Raw genomic sequence first — 15,557 nt, forward strand, 5'->3', positions numbered from 1 at the left:
GGCTAGTCTCCTTCGTCAGGCTCGATCTCGCCGCGCCGCGCGCGTTCGGCGGCAAGACGATGTTTCTTTGTATTGGTCGGGGCCGGTTTCTTTTTCGGCTTGGTGTTCTTGGTGATTTTCGCGCTGATCTCGGCGTGCGGCGCCTGCGGCGGCTCGAGGCCGAGATCCCTGCGCATCTTGCGCTCCTCGGCCTTGCCTCGGCGCATCGATTCCGCGATCAGCTCGTCGGTCAGCACCAGACGTGCCTCGCCGATATCTTCCATCGTCAGGAGCACGTTGGCATCGTCGTTGGGCTTGGCGTCGTCGCGATGCAGGTGCACGCGGTCGCCTTCGACGGCACCAAGCGTGCCGCGGAACCGCTTGCGCCCCTCATGGGCGACGGCCATCTCGATCTTCACCAGATGGCCGCAATAGCGCTCGAAATCGGAACGGCGCACCAGCGGACGGTCGATCCCGGGCGAGGAAATTTCAAGTCGATAGGCGCGGTCGATGGGGTCGGCGACATCAAGCACAGGCGACAGCGCTCGCGAGATCGCCTCGCAATCTTCGAGCTGCATCGAACCGTCAGGCCTTTCGGCCATGATCTGCACGGTGCAGCCGGATTCTCCCGAAATTCGGATCCGCACCAGGCGGTAACCCATGCCCTCGAGCACGGGAGACGCGACCGCAGACACCCGTGCCGCGACGCCCGGCTCGACCACGAGCCTCGGCTCGGCCAGCAAGTCGGCATCTCTGGAACCAGCGGTCGGTTCGGTCATATCAGGGGTCAAGGCGCTCGATAGTCTCGATGGTTAGGACCTGGTTAAAACGATCAGGCCCGCTTCGGAACTCTCCCGACAGCCTGTCGGGTCGCATCTTCCACCAAGCCGCGTTCAGGTAATAAAAAAGAGCGGGTCCTTTCGGGCCCACTCTCACTACGCGGATCGTATGAGAAGATGAATTGGCGCTGATATAGCCCGTTCCGCCGGCCCGGACAAGGGCCATCACGGGCGGACGGGGGCTTTTTGCGCCTCTGGCGGCGCCCCCTGGGAGCGCCGACAGGCACCCCGGGGAGCAACGCTTCTTTCACGAAGCGGGCCTAAATTCCCTGATTGTGGGGCGGCTTGAGCTATGGCGCGCCCACGGCGTGCCAGATCCGAGTTGCGTTTTCATGACCGTTGCCACGTCGCTCATTCCCGGACTGGACGATATCGTCAAACGCGGCGATCCCCGCCGTCGTGGCGAGATCGCGAGCGCCATTTCCGCGCTGTTCTTTCAGGACGCCTCGAAGCTCAGTTCCGAACTCGTCGACCTCTTCGACGACCTGCTGATCGATCTTGTCCCGCATGCCGAGCTTGCCGCACGCGTCGATCTCGCCGAGCGCTTCTCGCGGCTGGACAATGCGCCGCCGCATCTGGTCGGCCAGCTCGCGCGCGAAAACGAGATCCTGGTCGCGGGCCCGGTGCTGAGCCGCTCGCCCGTGCTCGATGACGCCGCACTCGTCGAGATCGCCCGGCTGAAGGGCCAGGGCCATCTGCTCGCGATGACGGAGCGGCCGATTCTGTCGACCGCGATCACCGATGTGCTGGTCGAGCGCGGGGATCGTGACGTGGTGCGCCGCGCCGCCGGCAATGCCGGCGCGATGTTCTCTCCGGGGGGCTATACGGAGCTGATCAAGCGCGCGAGCCAGGATGGCGTATTGACGCTCAGGATCGGTCAGCGCGAGGATCTCTCCAGCGATCATCTCAAAGAACTTCTCAACGGCACCCTCGACGTCATCAGGCGGCGGCTTTCCACCGTGGTCAATCCGGCGCGCCAGGTCGAGATCAAGCGTGCCATGGCCGCGATCGAGGAAGCGGCCAGGCCCGCGGGCCCGCGGCGCGATTTCGCGGATGCGCAACGCACGGTGCTCGGCCTGCATCGCGGCGGCCATCTCGGCGAGAGCGCGCTGCTCGGTTTCGCCAAGGCGCACAAATACGAGGAATCGGTCGCCACGCTCTCGGCGATGGCCGGCGTCAGGCTTCCGATCCTCGATCGCCTGATCTCCGGCGATCGCCACGATCCGATCCTGATCCTCGGACGTGTCCTGAATCTCGGTTGGCCCACGGTGCGCGCGCTGATCCTGATGTGGTACGGGCCGCATCGCACGCCGGCCGATGCCGATCTCGAGCAGGCACGGGTAAATTTCACCCGCCTGATGCCGTCGACGGCGGAGCGCGTCGTCAATTTCTGGCGTAATCGGCCGGCGATCTAGCTTCGCTTGAAACGCAGGTAAGCCGCCTTGCGCCCTTCGCGCGCGGCCTTTCGTCCATAGCGCGTCATCGTGTAGCCGGCCCAGGGCTCGCGAAAATCATCGGCGCGTTCCGCGAGCCAACGAAAATCCGGCGCGCGCGCAAGATGTGACAGCGTCCAGGCACAGTAGTCATCGATATCGCAGACGAAGCGAAATTCGCCGCCCGGCTTGAGGACGCGCGCCATCGCGAGGATCGTGCGATCCTGGACGAAGCGCCGCTTCCAGTGCCGCCGTTTCGGCCAGGGATCGGGATGGATCAGATCGATCCGCGACAGCGAGGCATCAGGCAGCCAGGCCAGCAGTTCGGCGGCGTCGCCTGCGAACAGGCGGATGTTGGCAATGTTGGCGACTTCGATTTGAGCGAGGATCTTCGCCATGCCGTTGACATAGGGCTCGCAGCCGATGAAGCCGGTCGTCGGAAAGGCCTGCGCTTCCGCCGCGAGATGTTCGCCGCCGCCGAAGCCGATCTCAAGCCGTACGTCCTCCGCCGCGGGATCGAAGATCTCGGCAGCGTTCGCCGGCTTCTCGCCCGTGATGTCGAGCGACAGATGCGGCAGCAGATGATCGACCAGCTCGGCCTGGTGCTGCCTGAGCTTGTGGCCCTTGCGACGTCCGAAGAAGGCGCGCTCGCGATCGTCGCGATCGGGCTCTGATTTGCGTTCGCTCATCGCAGCGTCTGGTACAGCCGATGGAGCAGCCGCGCGCGCGGCTCGAGCGAGGACACGTAGATCTGCTCATAATGGGTGTGCGCGCCCTTGCCGTCGACGCCGAGCCCATCGAGCGTGCCGGTGTACGGCGCCGTGAAATTGCCATCCGAGCCGCCGCCGGTGTGGGTATCGATCAGCTCGAAGCCGAGTTCCGCCGCCAGCGACTTCGCATGCTCGTACAGCGAGGCGCCCGCATTGCCCTTCTCATAGGGCGGGCGATTGAGCTCGCCGGTGACGGTCACGGTCACGCCCTCGGTCTTTGACGTCAGCCCGAGGATCTTGCCGACGAACTCTTCTGCGTCGGCGACGCTGGGCACGCGCAAATCGACTTCGGCATAGGCCTCTTCCGGCGTGACGTTGGGGCGTGTTCCGCCGCGCACCACGCCGACATTGACGGTCACGCCGCGCTTCAGATCGTTCATCCCTTCCAGCGTCTGGATGACGTTGGCGAGCTCGCGCACCGCGCTGCGGCCGTCTTCAGGGCGCGAGCCGGCATGTGCGGGCACACCCTTGATGAAAACCTGGAACCGTCCGACGCCCTTGCGCCCGGTGACGATCTTGCCGCCGTCGCGCGCGGGTTCTGTCACCAGCACGTATTTGGCCTTGCGCCCTTCCTGCTCGATGAGCGCACGCGAGGTCGGGCTGCCGATCTCCTCGTCGGAGGTGAACATGTGGGTGATGCCGAGCGGCGGAAATTCGGGCGCGGTGCAAAGCTCGCGAAAGGCGTGATAGGCGATATAGGCCCCGCCCTTCATGTCGTAGATGCCGGGACCGAAGGCGCTGTCGCCTTCGACCTTGAACGGCAGGCGCTCGATGAAGCCCATCGGATGAACGGTATCGAGATGGCTAAGCACCAGGATACCAGGCCGGTCCTGGCCCCAGCTCGAGCGCACCACGAGATGATCGCCGCAGCCATCGACACCGGCGACGCGCTCGAGCGTGACGGGGAGATCGCGATAATGATCGGCGACCATCGAGGTCAGCTTGTTGACCTGCTCGGGCACTTCCGTCGGCGTCTCGATCTCCACCCAGCGGCGTATACCAGCGAGAATAGTTTGGGAATCGAATGAATTGGAGTTCGCCATGGACGTATCTGTGCCTTCGAATCGCATCATCTCAGCGGAAGTGGCGCAAGGCGCGCCCGCAGATGACGACATAGGCCAGAATTGGCGCAGTCTCAAATCGGATGAAAAAGCGCCTTAGCGCTTGTCCGGGCCTTCGCGGGCGGCGATCTGCTCGACGAGATCGACGATGGAGCGGCGCAGCTTCGAATCGGTGATCCGGGTGAACGCCTTGGTCAGCGCCAGCCCTTCGGAGGTGGCGAGGAAGTCGGAGACATAGGAGGGCGACGCACCTTCGGCGAAGCCATCCGGACCCGCCACGCCGCTCGGTCCGCCCTCGAACAGGAACGACACCGGCACCTGCAGAATCTCCGCGATCTGCTGGATGCGGCTTGCGCCGACCCGGTTCGTGCCCTTCTCGTACTTCTGGACCTGCTGGAATGTCAGGCCCAAAGCTTCACCGAGCTTTTCCTGACTCATGCCCAACATGATGCGGCGCATACGCACGCGACTGCCGACATATTTGTCAACAGGGTTGGGCGCTTTCGACATTTCCTCAGCCCTCCAAACACCACCGTCGGCGCAATAGGATAAATTGCCTCAGGTGACAGCGACGTCAAAACTTCATTCTGATTGGGGAGACATTGCGGAGAAATTTAGCAATGCACCGCTGTCTTGTGCAGCCAGCGCAGAATGAGGAGCCCGCGTACGGTCTGTCAACCGTGGGACTACGGTTGTCAAAAGTTTCCGCCCGTCTGCCGGAAATCGCTGGCGACCGCGCGATCAGGGGTGCCGCTTCGCGACACGTCGTCGCACCGCCAGAACGATCGCCAGCGCGACGAGCATTGCCGCGGGGATGTCTCCGACTCTCGCATAGACCGTGGGTGGGATGGCGGCGGGCAGGCTTGCGTCCAGGATGCCTTCGATCCCGAGGCCGAGGCTGGCCACCGTGCGTCCTACCGGATCGATCACCGCCGAGATGCCGGTATTGGCCGAGCGGACCAGCGGCAGTCCGAGCTCGATGGCGCGCATCCGCGCCTGCTCCAGATGCTGGTGCGGGCCGGTCGAGATGCCGAACCAGCCGTCATTGGTAAGGTTCACCATCCAGCCCGGGCGCTCATCGCGCGTTCCGACTTCGCCGGGGAAGATTGCTTCGTAGCAGATCAGCGGCAGCGCGGGCGGGGCGCCCGGTACCGGCAGCACGTGCCGCACCGTGCCGGGAATGAAGCCGCCACGCATCCGTGTCAGCTGCTCGAGGCCGAGCTTCTCCATCAGATCCTGGTAGGGAAGATATTCACCGAATGGAACCAGATGGAGCTTGTCGTAGATCGCGAGCACGCTGGCGTCGTGGTCGATGACATAGATCGAATTATAGGCCCGCGTGATCGGGGTGCCAGGCGGCAGATCGGGAGCGCGCACCGAGCCGGTGATCAGCACCGTGCCCCTGGGTAACAGCTCGGCAATCTGGGCCATCACGTCGGCTTCGCGGGTGAGGAAGAACGGAAAGGCGGATTCCGGCCAGATCAGGATGGTCGCAGCGCCCACGCCGGTCGCTTGCGGACCGGAGGCGCGATCCGACAGCGCCAGATATTTCTTCATCACCTCCGCCTTGGCGGAATAGTTGAATTTCAGGTCCTGCTGCAGGTTCGGCTGCATCAGTCGCAGCTTTGCACCCGCGACCATCGTGGTCGGATGCAGCGACAGGCGGATGGCGCCGAAAATGCCCATGACGACCAGCAGCGCAAGCGCAGCAGCCGGCACGCGCCACGCCGCCCTGCGATCGCGCGTGCGGTCGATCAGCACGGCCGGGCTAGCGAAGATCGCGATCGCGAGGAACGTCATGCCCCATTGGCCGATCAACGAGGCCGTCTGGGCCAGCGGCAGCGGCTCCGACAGTGCATAGCCGAATGCGTTCCAGGGAAAGCCCGTGAGGACGTGCCCGCGCAGCCATTCACCAATGGTGAGGCTTGCCGCGAGCGCGAGGATGCGGGTGGCGTCCTTGGTCCAGAGCAGTCGGGCCAGCGCAAAACCGATGGCCGTGAAAATCGAGAGATAGGCCGGCAGGCCCAGCACGGCGAACGGCGTCAGCCAGGCGAACACGTCGGCGTCGACGAAGAAAGCGATGCCGATCCAGTAAAGCCCCGGGACGAAATAACCGAGCCCGAACCAGTAGCCCGTCAGCGCCGCGGCCGGAACGCCGCCATACCGTCCGGCGCCGGCACCGTCGATCAGCCAGACCATGACAGGGAAGGTGATGAACAGCACCGGAAAGATGTTGAACGGGGCCAGCGCCAGCACCGAGAGTGCGCCGCACGCCATCGCGAGCAGCGCGCGTTTCCATCCCCAGGTCAGGATGATGGCGAGCGCAATCTGCCTGAAACGCTGGAACGCGGTCACTGCGGGCCGGTCCCCTCGCCGGGCGGCGGGGTCGGCGTGTCGCCGGCCGGTGGCTGGCCGCTCTCGGGCGCGGCCTCGCGGCGGCTTCTCTCGCGCTGGGTGCGCGGCGCGGGGCGCTCCTTCCGGGTCGAGATGCGCAACCGCTTGACGCGGCGCGGATCGGCATCGAGCACTTCGACCTCGTAATGGCCGGGACCCGAGATCACCTCGCCGCGCACGGGCAGGCGCCCGACGAAGCTGACGAGATAGCCGCCCAGCGTCTCCACCTCCTCGCCGGCCTCGCCGGTGACGAAGTCCGCGCCGATCACGGTGCGGACGTCGTCGAGGCTGGCGCGGGCGTCGGCGATGAAGGCGTTGTCGGGCAGGCGCACGATCGACGGCGGCTCGTCGCTGTCGTGCTCGTCGTCAATCTCGCCGACGATCTGCTCGACGATATCCTCGAGCGAAACAAGGCCGTCGCTGCCGCCATATTCGTCGACGACCAGGGCGAGGTGAATGCGCGTTGCCTGCATCTGCGCCAACAGGTCGATCGCGCGCATCGACGGCGGCACATAGAGCAGCTTGCGGATGATGCGCGCGTCGTGCAGCGGTAGCGCGAGGTCCACGGTCTTCAAATCCAGCCCGGCCGGCAGCGGCTTCTTGCGTTTGGTCTTGGTCGCCTCCGACACCCGCGCACGCGCGGTCATGAAGGCGAGCAGGTCGCGGATGTGAACGATGCCAACGGGATCGTCCAGGGTCTCGTTGTAGACCACGAGGCGCGAATGGCCCGCGCTCTCGAAACGGTCCATCAATTCGCCGAGCGGGATGTCGCGCCTCACCGCGATGATGTCGGCACGATGCACCATGACGTCGGCGATGCGGCGCTCGTGCAGGCCGAGGATGTTGCGCAGCATGGTGCGCTCGACCGCGGAGAAGCCGGTGTCGTCGGGCGTCGTCGCATCGAGCACGACCTGCAGGTCGTCGCGCACCGATCCGGCCTTCCAGCCGAACAGCGTGCGGATGGCGCGCAGCAGCCAGCCATCAGCGGTCGGCCGCATGACCTCGCCGGGCGTCACCACCACCGGCAGATTGGCCGTGTTGCGCGGGTTGTCGTGAACAGGCTCCGAGTCCGGCATCTCAGTGTGTCCCCGCGCGGTCTGCATAGGGATCGGGAATGCCGAGATGAGCCAGGATCTCGGTTTCGAGCGCTTCCATGTCTTCCGCGTCGTCGTCGTTCTCGTGATCGTAGCCGATCAGGTGCAGGAAACCATGCACGGCGAGATGGCTCAAATGATGATCGAACGGCTTGTGTTCCTCGTTCGCCTCGCGCCGCATGGTCTCGAAGGCGATCGCGATGTCGCCGAGCATGCGCGGTGCATCGCCCGGCTTCCATTCGCCTTCGCCCTGGAGCGCGGGAAACGAGAGTACATTGGTCGGCTTGTCCATACCGCGCCAGTTGCTGTTGAGCGTGCGGATGCCGGCATCATCGGTCAGCATTACGGCCACTTCGGCATCCGCGACGTCTTCGTCGACGGATTCGGCGGCGGCCGCGATGGCGCGCTGGATCACGGCTTCGGCGTCAGGCTCGCTCTGCCAGCAATCGGCGACGACGAGGACCTCGGTGATGGGAAGATTGGGATGCGACATGGCTTTGTTCGGAACGATAAGGCGCTGGAGTCGCGCCCGCAGGGTCCGGTTGTTGTCCCGTCAGGATTTGTTGCCGGCGGGTGGCCGCTGCGGCGACCCTTCATAAGCGGCGACGATTCGTGCCACGAGCTCGTGGCGGATCACGTCCTCGGCCTTGAAATGAACTTGCGCAATGCCCTCGACGCCGCCCAGCAATCTGGTCGCCTCGGCGAGGCCGGAGGTCTGGCCATTCGGCAAATCGATCTGCGAGGGATCGCCCGTCACGATCATGCGGCTGTTCTCGCCCAAACGGGTGAGGAACATCTTCATCTGCATCGATGTCGTGTTCTGGGCTTCGTCTAGGATGATTGCGGCGTTGGTCAGCGTGCGGCCGCGCATGAACGCGAGCGGCGCGATCTCGATCTCGCCGGTCTGCAGTGCACGCTCGACGATGCGCGCGTCCATGAGGTCGTAAAGCGCGTCGTAGATCGGACGCAGATAAGGATCGACTTTCTCGCGGAGGTCGCCCGGCAGGAAGCCGAGCCGCTCGCCGGCTTCCACCGCCGGACGCGACAGGATGATCTTGTCGACCTCCTTGCGCTCGAACAATTGCGCGGCATGCGCGACCGCGAGCCAGGTCTTGCCGGTGCCGGCGGGACCGATGCCGAACACGAGTTCATGGCGCTTCAGCGCGCGGATGTAGGAATCCTGCGCGGCCGTGCGCGCGCGCACCGGGCGTTTTCGTAAGTTGATGCTGTCGAAGGCCGACTTGGCCGATTTGGCGTCGAACTCGAACAGAGATCCTTGCGCGATCACAGCGCGGATTGCACCTTCGACCTCGCCCTGGTCAACATCCTGGCCCTTCACGGCATGTGCATAGAGCGTCTCCAGCACGCGCCGCGCGGCATCGCAGCCGTCGCGCGTTCCGCCGATGGTGATGTGGTTGCCCTTCGAATCCACGACGACGCCGAGCCGCCGCTCGATCTGCGCCAGGTTCTGGCCATAGGGCCCGACCAGCGCAGACGCGGCGCGGTTGTCGTCGAAGTCGATGACGACCTGGGTCTCGGGCGGAACTTGCATGTCGCGGTCAAACTTGCGGCTGGGAGCGAGGGCAGGCGAATCCGATGCGCTTTTGGGCAAGGGTTCAGGCTCCAGTGGCGATGGATGATAAAGCGGGCTCGCGGGCATTGCGTGGCGTCGCGAGCTCGCCGAGGAAACTGTAACGCTCGAGGCTGTCGATCCTGACCGGCAGGATTTGTCCGATGATATCGGGCGAGGCCATCACATGTGCAGGCTGGAGGAAAGCGGTGCGGCCGACGATCTGGCCGTCCTTGCGCGCCGGACGTTCGAACAGCACGTCGACCGTTGAGCCAATCGCAGCCTTGTTGAAGGCCGATTGCTGGCTGTCGATCAATTCCTGGAGCCGCTCCAATCGCTGGTCCATCTCGGCGGGGGACACCGTCTCCTGCATATCCGCGGCCGGGGTTCCCGGCCGGGCGGAGTATTTGAACGAATACGCCGCAGCGTAGCCGATTTGCGTGACAAGCGCGAGTGTGGCGAGAAAATCCTGCTCGCTCTCACCCGGAAAGCCGACGATAAAATCTGATGAAAAAGCAATGTCTTGGCGCGCGGTGCGGAAACGGTCGATGACCTCTCGATAATCATCGGCGGTATGTTTCCGGTTCATGGCGGCGAGAATCCGGTCCGAACCCGACTGCACCGGCAGGTGTACGAACGGCATGAGCGAATCGAGATCGCGATGGGCTGCGATCAAACTGTCATCGACGTCGCGGGGATGGCTGGTCGAATAGCGCAGCCGCGCGATGCCGGGAATTGTCGCCAAATGCTCGAGCAGCCTGCCCAGCGGCCAGGTTTTTCCGTCCGGTCCCTCGCCATGATAGGCGTTGACGTTCTGTCCGATCAGCGTGAGCTCGCGCACGCCGTTGTCGGCGAGCCGCTTGACGTCGTCGACGATCTTCGCGACGGGGCGCGAGACTTCTGCGCCGCGCGTGTACGGCACGACGCAGAAGGTGCAGAACTTGTCGCAACCTTCCTGCACCGTGACAAACGCCGAGATGCCGCGTGCGCGGATCGCAGCGGGCCTGGGCTGGGCGAGGAAGCCGAACTTGTCGGCTGCCGGAAACTCCGTCTCGATCGCCCGGCCCTCTTTGCCGGCGCGCTTCAGCAGTTCGGGCAGATGATGATAGCTCTGCGGCCCGACCACGACATCGACCGTGGGCGCGCGGCGCACGATCTCCTCGCCTTCTGCCTGCGCGACGCAGCCGGCGACGGCGATCTGGATGGCGCGTCCCGCGCGCGCAGCCTCGTTCTTGGCGACGCGCAGCCGGCCGAGCTCGGAAAAGACCTTTTCAGAGGCCTTCTCGCGGATATGGCAGGTGTTGAGAATGACGAGGTCGGCGTCCTCGGCGTTATCAGTCTCCACGAATCCTTCCGGAGCCAGCGTGTCCACCATGCGCTGGGCATCGTAGACGTTCATCTGGCAGCCATATGATTTGATGTGCAGCTTGCGCGGCGGCGTCATGGAACCCGGGATTGAGGTGGAGGACGGCCCTCAGATATAGGCTGGGGGGCCGAAAAGCCAGCGATTGGGGGACCAAGACTCGTCTTTCCGGGGCGCCCGCCAAGCGGGCGAACCCGAAATCCAGAGGTTTTGGCGCGAGATTCCGGGTTCGATGCTCCGGGCCGCGCTTCGCGGTCCCGGCGCATCGCCCCGGAATGACGCCAAGAAGCTATCCCGTCAGGACGTCCGCCGTGACCCCCCGGACCAGCTCCGGCAATTGATGCATGTCCGAAAAGGTGAGATCGGCGCCGGCCCGGCGCAGGGTCTCGGCATGGCCGGCCCCGCAATGGCTGCCGCCGAAAAAGCCAAAGACTTTCATTCCGGCCGCCCGCGCGCCGGCGATGCCGGCCAGGCTGTCCTCGATCACCACACAGCGTTTGGGCGGAACGCCCATTTCCCTGGCCGCGAACAGGAAGAGGTCCGGTGCGGGTTTGCCGTTCGTCACCTGCGACGACGAGAAGATATTTGGCGCGAGGCGTTCATAGAGCCCCGTGCTTCCGAGGCTCACTTGCATACGCTGGTGTGAGCCGCTCGAGGCGACGCAGACGCGTTGGGTCACGACGTCGAGGACATCGTGGATGCCGCGGATCGCCTCGAGGTCGGCTTCGAACGCGCGGAACAGCTGGTCCTGGAGATCGCCATGATAGGCCTCAGGCAGCTTGCGGCCGAGCTCGGTTTCGATTTCGAGATTGGCCTGCTTTGTGGAGCGGCCAAGGAAGCGCTCGGACACCTGCTCCGGCGTGATCGGATAGCCGTGGCGCGTCAGCACGTCGGCATGGGCGCGGCAGGAGATCACCTCGCTGTCCACGAGCACGCCGTCGCAATCGAAGATGATGAGATCGATGGACATTCAGCTCGTGGCGGGGGCGGTGCCACCTCTCCCGGAGGGAGAGGTCGGCGCGAAGCGCCGGGTGAGGGAAACAACTCTCTCGTGGGACCTGAGACCCCTCACCCGATTTGCTCCGCAAATCGACCTCTCCCCGTCGGGGAGAGGTGAAGAGATCTCGCCGAAAGACATGTTCATCAATTGGTCGGCTTGTCGTCGTCGAGCGGGACGCAGTAGAGCTCGAGCCGGTGATCGACCAGCTTGTAGCCGAGCTTGCGGGCGATCTCCGCCTGCAGCTTCTCGATCTCTTCGGAGGTAAACTCGATCACCTTGCCGTCGCGCAGATTGATGAGATGGTCGTGGTGGCTGTCGCGCATCGTCTCGTAACGCGCTCGGCCCTCGCGGAAATCGTGGCGCTCGATGATGCCGGCATCCTCGAACAGCTTGACGGTGCGATAGACGGTCGAGATCGAGATCTTGTCGTCGACGGCGACACAGCGCCGGTACAATTCCTCGACATCAGGGTGATCGACGGCTTCCGCAAGTACGCGCGCGATGACGCGGCGCTGCTCGGTCATACGCATGCCGGTGGCGGCACAGCGCGCCTCGATGCCGGTCGCCTTGGATGCGGAAGAAGGTTTAAGTCCGGTCATATCGTGTCCGTCTGACGTGGCGCTTTCTGCCATCAATGTTACGTCAAATCACGTCGCATCAGAAGTGCGTTCAGTTGTTCCCCGCTCGGATGCTTATAGTAGCGTTCGCGGCGCCCGACCACTACGAATCCGCCCCTCTCATAGAGCCGTCGCGCAGGCTGGTTGTTCTCTTCGACTTCCAGAAATATCGTGCGTACGCCGCGCCCTGCGAGGTGACCGAGATGGGTCATCAGCAGCGTGCGGGAGAGGCCGCGGCCGCGGTAAGACTGGTCCACCGCGACGGAGAGGATTTCCGCTTCGTCCGCGCCGATCCGCGACACCGCAAAGCCGATCGTCTTGCGACCCAGGCGCAAGCGATGCACGAGTGTATTACGCTCGCTGAGCATGGTTTCGAATTCCGCTTCGCCCCAGCCATGTGCAAAGGAAGCACCGTGCAGCTGCGCCAGACGCGCCGCGTCGCGCGTCGACGCCGGCTCGACGGCCGCGGTGCCGCCGCGCCACCATTGCGAAATCCACTTCATCATGAGCTTGCGGCTTGAGCTGCGAACAGCGGTTGTGCCGCCGGCTTTGCGTCGGGTGCTTTCAGGTAGAACGGCCGCGGGGGATTGGTGTCGGGATCGGCGGCGGCTCCCAGCCATGCGACCCAGCCGATATCGGGCGCGGGCTGCGCATCGACCGTTGCTGGCGGTGGCGCATCCGCCGGCCAGCGCTCGGCAAGGATTTTTGCGGCGTTGCCGACCAGATGCGGCGCGCCGAATTGCGAGGCGGCGATAGCCTCGTCGATGGAGGCGATCTTCGGCCGCACCAGCTGGCCGCCGTCGCCACCGACGATCTGGAAGTAGACGTGATCATGCCGCGCATCGATGGCCGAGATCACCGGTGCAGGTCCGCTCTGGCCGACGATGGCCGCCGCATAGGCCGACAGCGTCGTGAGCCCCACGGCCGGCCGCCCGGCCGCCAGGGCAAGGCCGCGTGCCGCCGAAATACCGACGCGCAAGCCGGTGAAGCTGCCGGGGCCGACCGTGACAGCGATGCGGTCGAGCGCGGTGAAAGCGCAATCGGCCGATTGCATCACGCGCGCGATCATCGGCATCAAAGCCTCGGCGTGGCCGCGCTTCATGAGCAATTGCTCCTGTGCAAGGAGCACGCCGGCGTCGGTGTCGAGAACGGCGGCGGAGCAGGCGTCGAGCGCCGTATCGATGGCGAGGATCAGCATGGCGCGATCATAGCATCGCCAGCCGGATGATGCCCAAGCTTCTTCGCGTCATGGCCGGGCTTGACCCGGCCATCCACGACTTTGCAGCCCCAAGAACGTGGATGCCCGGGACAAGCCCGGGCATGACGGAATCAAATCGGTGCGTCGAGGGCGCTACATCGGCCGGACTTCAACCACGTCGGGCACAAAATGCTTCAGCAGATTCTGAATGCCGTGCTGGAGCGTTGCGGTCGATGACGGGCAGCCGGCGCACGAGCCCTTCATGTTGAGATAGACGATCCCGTCCTTGAAGCCGCGGAAGGTGATGTCGCCGCCGTCATTGGCGACGGCCGGCCGCACGCGCGTCTCGATCAGATCCTTGATCATGTCGACGGTCTCGGCATCGGACTCGTCGAAAAACTCGTCCTCGTCGTCGAGATCGACATCGCTCTGGACCACGCCATCGGCGAGCAGCGGCGCGCCGGACATGTAGTGCTCCATGATGGCGCCGAGGATCGCAGGCTTGAGCTGCTGCCATTCGCCGTCCGCCTTGGTGACGGTGATGAAATCCGACCCATAGAACACGCCGGTGACGCCGGGCACCTCGAACAGCTTTTCCGCGAGCGGCGAGCGCGTTGCGGACTCGCGGCTGGCAAACTCTATCGGGCCGCCGTCGGACACGACGCGGCCGGGAATGAACTTCAGCGTGGCGGGATTGGGGGTGGCTTCGGTTTGAATGAACATGGTTTTCTCCAGACGTCGCCGGTTCAAGGCCGGCGCGTACCCTATCCACTAGCAGATGGCGACGGAGAACGCACGGTCAAGGGGAGGTGACGCCGTTTCGCTGTTATATCAGTGGGTTAGTGAACGGAGAATATCTGCGTCGTCATGGCCGGGCCTGTCCCGGCCATCCTGCTTCTGGATACGCCAAGAACGTGGATGCCCGGGACAAGCCCGGGCATGACGGTCGTCTACTTCGCCGCGCCGATGCTGCTGGACTTCAGCGCCGTCTGATGAAGCCGACGATGTCTTTCGACAGGTTCATGGTCTCCTGGGCAAGCGCGCGTGCCCGATCGGAGCCATCGTTCAGGATGCTGTCGATATGGCCGGGGTCCGAGACCAGGCGCTTCATCTCACCGGCGATCGGCGCGAGTTTGGTGACACACAGCTCCGCCAGCGCGTTCTTGAAGCTGGAGAACTGGCCGCCGCCAAATTCGCGCAGCACCTCGGCCTTGGAACGTTCGGCGAGCGCCGCGAAAATGCCGACGAGATTGTCCGCTTCGGGGCGCGCTTCCAGGCCTTTCTCTTCGCTCGGCAGCGGCTCCGGATCGGTCTTTGCCTTGCGGATCTTCTGCGCGATGGTGTCAGCATCGTCGGTCAGATTGATGCGCGAATTGTCCGACGCATCCGACTTCGACATTTTCTTGGTGCCGTCGCGCAAGGACATCACGCGCGTCGCAGGGCCCGTGATCAAGGGTTCAGGCAGCGGGAAGAACAGGCCGTCATTGGCGCCCTGCGCGCGGATGGAATCGCCGAAGTCATTGTTGAACTTCTGGGCGATGTCGCGCGAGAGCTCTAGATGCTGCTTCTGGTCCTCGCCGACCGGCACGTGGGTGGCGCGGTACAGCAGGATGTCGGCGGCCATCAGCACGGGATAGTCGAACAGCCCGACGGAGGCGTTCTCTCGATCCTTGCCGGCCTTCTCCTTGAATTGGGTCATGCGTCCGAGCCAGCCCATGCGCGCGACGCAGTTGAAGATCCAGGCGAGCTCGGCATGGCCGGAGACCTGGCTCTGGTTGAACACGATGTGCTTCCTGGGATCGATGCCGGCGGCGATGAAGGCCGCAGTCACCTCACGGGTGTTGCGCGCGAGCTCGGCCGGTCCGCCCCAGACGTCCACGCCCTGCGTGATCGCGTGCATGTCGACGACGCAATAGATGCAGTTGTGAGTTTCCTGCATTTTCACGAAGTTGACGATCGCGCCGAGGTAGTTGCCGAGGTGCAGATTGCCCGTCGGCTGGACGCCCGAAAAAACCCGTTCAACGAATGGCATGGTTAGTCTTCCTGGCACGCCTTCCCATAGGTGGTCGGCTGTCGTTTCCAACAGCAGCGCTGCTCCGTCAAGGGCAATTCCACCTCTCCCATCGGGAGAGGTCGCGCCGAAGGCGCGGGTGAGGGGTTAGTCTCTATCGTGGGACCAGGTCCCCTCACCCGATTTGCTGCGCAAATCGACCTCTCCCGATGGGAGAGGTGAAGGCCC

Annotated in this window: 16 protein-coding genes; 1 reads left to right on the forward strand and 15 read right to left on the reverse strand. The window is 64.4% G+C overall.

Annotation, left to right across the window (positions count from 1 at the left end; all coding sequences use genetic code 11):
- Nucleotides 1-2: 2 nt before the first annotated feature.
- On the reverse strand, nucleotides 3-758 hold the full coding sequence (gene rimP, locus JQ621_RS16010; protein WP_212235673.1) for a ribosome maturation factor RimP: 756 nt from the start codon (nucleotides 756-758) through the stop codon (nucleotides 3-5).
- 392 nt (nucleotides 759-1,150) lie between these two features.
- On the opposite strand from rimP, the gene JQ621_RS16015 reads away from it, so the two are divergent.
- Nucleotides 1,151-2,233: a DUF2336 domain-containing protein gene (locus JQ621_RS16015; RefSeq protein WP_212235674.1), complete on the forward strand. Its 1,083-nt coding sequence runs from the start codon at nucleotides 1,151-1,153 to the stop codon at nucleotides 2,231-2,233.
- On the opposite strand, the gene trmB is transcribed toward JQ621_RS16015, so the two are convergent.
- The 14 genes from trmB to trpS form a co-directional block, all read right to left on the reverse strand.
- A complete protein-coding gene (gene trmB, locus JQ621_RS16020) occupies nucleotides 2,230-2,940 on the reverse strand; it encodes a tRNA (guanosine(46)-N7)-methyltransferase TrmB (RefSeq protein ID WP_212235675.1) in 711 nt (236 codons plus the stop codon). The two genes, JQ621_RS16015 and trmB, sit on opposite strands and share 4 nt — an antisense overlap.
- The gene (locus tag JQ621_RS16025) at nucleotides 2,937-4,094 is read right to left on the reverse strand and encodes a M20 family metallopeptidase (protein ID WP_212235676.1); all 1,158 of its coding nucleotides are present in this window, start codon (nucleotides 4,092-4,094) and stop codon (nucleotides 2,937-2,939) included. Before JQ621_RS16025 ends, trmB begins: the two co-directional genes overlap by 4 nt.
- An 84-nt stretch (nucleotides 4,095-4,178) precedes the next feature.
- Complete coding sequence (locus JQ621_RS16030; protein ID WP_148750925.1) at nucleotides 4,179-4,592, reverse strand: helix-turn-helix domain-containing protein; 414 nt, start codon at nucleotides 4,590-4,592, stop codon at nucleotides 4,179-4,181.
- Nucleotides 4,593-4,823: 231 nt separating this feature from the next.
- Complete coding sequence (lnt, locus tag JQ621_RS16035) at nucleotides 4,824-6,437, reverse strand: apolipoprotein N-acyltransferase (RefSeq protein ID WP_212235677.1); 1,614 nt, start codon at nucleotides 6,435-6,437, stop codon at nucleotides 4,824-4,826.
- Entirely contained in the window at nucleotides 6,434-7,552 is a 1,119-nt protein-coding gene (locus JQ621_RS16040; RefSeq protein ID WP_249125316.1) for a hemolysin family protein, read from the reverse strand. Before JQ621_RS16040 ends, lnt begins: the two co-directional genes overlap by 4 nt.
- Before the next feature lies 1 nt (nucleotide 7,553).
- Nucleotides 7,554-8,063 carry an rRNA maturation RNase YbeY gene (ybeY, locus tag JQ621_RS16045; RefSeq protein ID WP_212235679.1) on the reverse strand — a complete coding sequence of 170 codons (510 nt, stop codon included), beginning with the start codon at nucleotides 8,061-8,063 and terminating at the stop codon, nucleotides 7,554-7,556.
- 60 nt (nucleotides 8,064-8,123) lie between these two features.
- On the reverse strand, nucleotides 8,124-9,122 hold the full coding sequence (locus JQ621_RS16050) for a PhoH family protein (protein ID WP_212235680.1): 999 nt from the start codon (nucleotides 9,120-9,122) through the stop codon (nucleotides 8,124-8,126).
- A gap of 64 nt (nucleotides 9,123-9,186) precedes the next feature.
- Entirely contained in the window at nucleotides 9,187-10,584 is a 1,398-nt protein-coding gene (gene miaB, locus JQ621_RS16055; RefSeq protein ID WP_212235681.1) for a tRNA (N6-isopentenyl adenosine(37)-C2)-methylthiotransferase MiaB, read from the reverse strand.
- A 208-nt stretch (nucleotides 10,585-10,792) separates the two neighbouring features.
- A complete protein-coding gene (locus JQ621_RS16060) occupies nucleotides 10,793-11,473 on the reverse strand; it encodes an HAD family hydrolase (protein ID WP_212235682.1) in 681 nt (226 codons plus the stop codon).
- 173 nt (nucleotides 11,474-11,646) lie between these two features.
- Entirely contained in the window at nucleotides 11,647-12,102 is a 456-nt protein-coding gene (locus JQ621_RS16065) for a Fur family transcriptional regulator (protein WP_212235683.1), read from the reverse strand.
- Nucleotides 12,103-12,140: 38 nt separating this feature from the next.
- On the reverse strand, nucleotides 12,141-12,626 hold the full coding sequence (gene rimI / locus JQ621_RS16070; protein ID WP_212235684.1) for a ribosomal protein S18-alanine N-acetyltransferase: 486 nt from the start codon (nucleotides 12,624-12,626) through the stop codon (nucleotides 12,141-12,143).
- Entirely contained in the window at nucleotides 12,623-13,318 is a 696-nt protein-coding gene (gene tsaB, locus JQ621_RS16075) for a tRNA (adenosine(37)-N6)-threonylcarbamoyltransferase complex dimerization subunit type 1 TsaB (RefSeq protein ID WP_212235685.1), read from the reverse strand. The genes rimI and tsaB overlap by 4 nt, the downstream gene beginning before the upstream one ends.
- 153 nt (nucleotides 13,319-13,471) lie before the next feature.
- Nucleotides 13,472-14,041 (reverse strand): NifU family protein, encoded by a 570-nt coding sequence (locus tag JQ621_RS16080; protein ID WP_212235686.1) that lies wholly within the window; start codon nucleotides 14,039-14,041, stop codon nucleotides 13,472-13,474.
- 256 nt (nucleotides 14,042-14,297) lie between these two features.
- Nucleotides 14,298-15,350: a tryptophan--tRNA ligase gene (trpS, locus tag JQ621_RS16085; protein WP_212235687.1), complete on the reverse strand. Its 1,053-nt coding sequence runs from the start codon at nucleotides 15,348-15,350 to the stop codon at nucleotides 14,298-14,300.
- Nucleotides 15,351-15,557 lie beyond the last annotated feature (207 nt).

This window comes from Bradyrhizobium manausense, from assembly GCF_018129685.1.
Lineage (GTDB): Bacteria > Pseudomonadota > Alphaproteobacteria > Rhizobiales > Xanthobacteraceae > Bradyrhizobium > Bradyrhizobium manausense_D.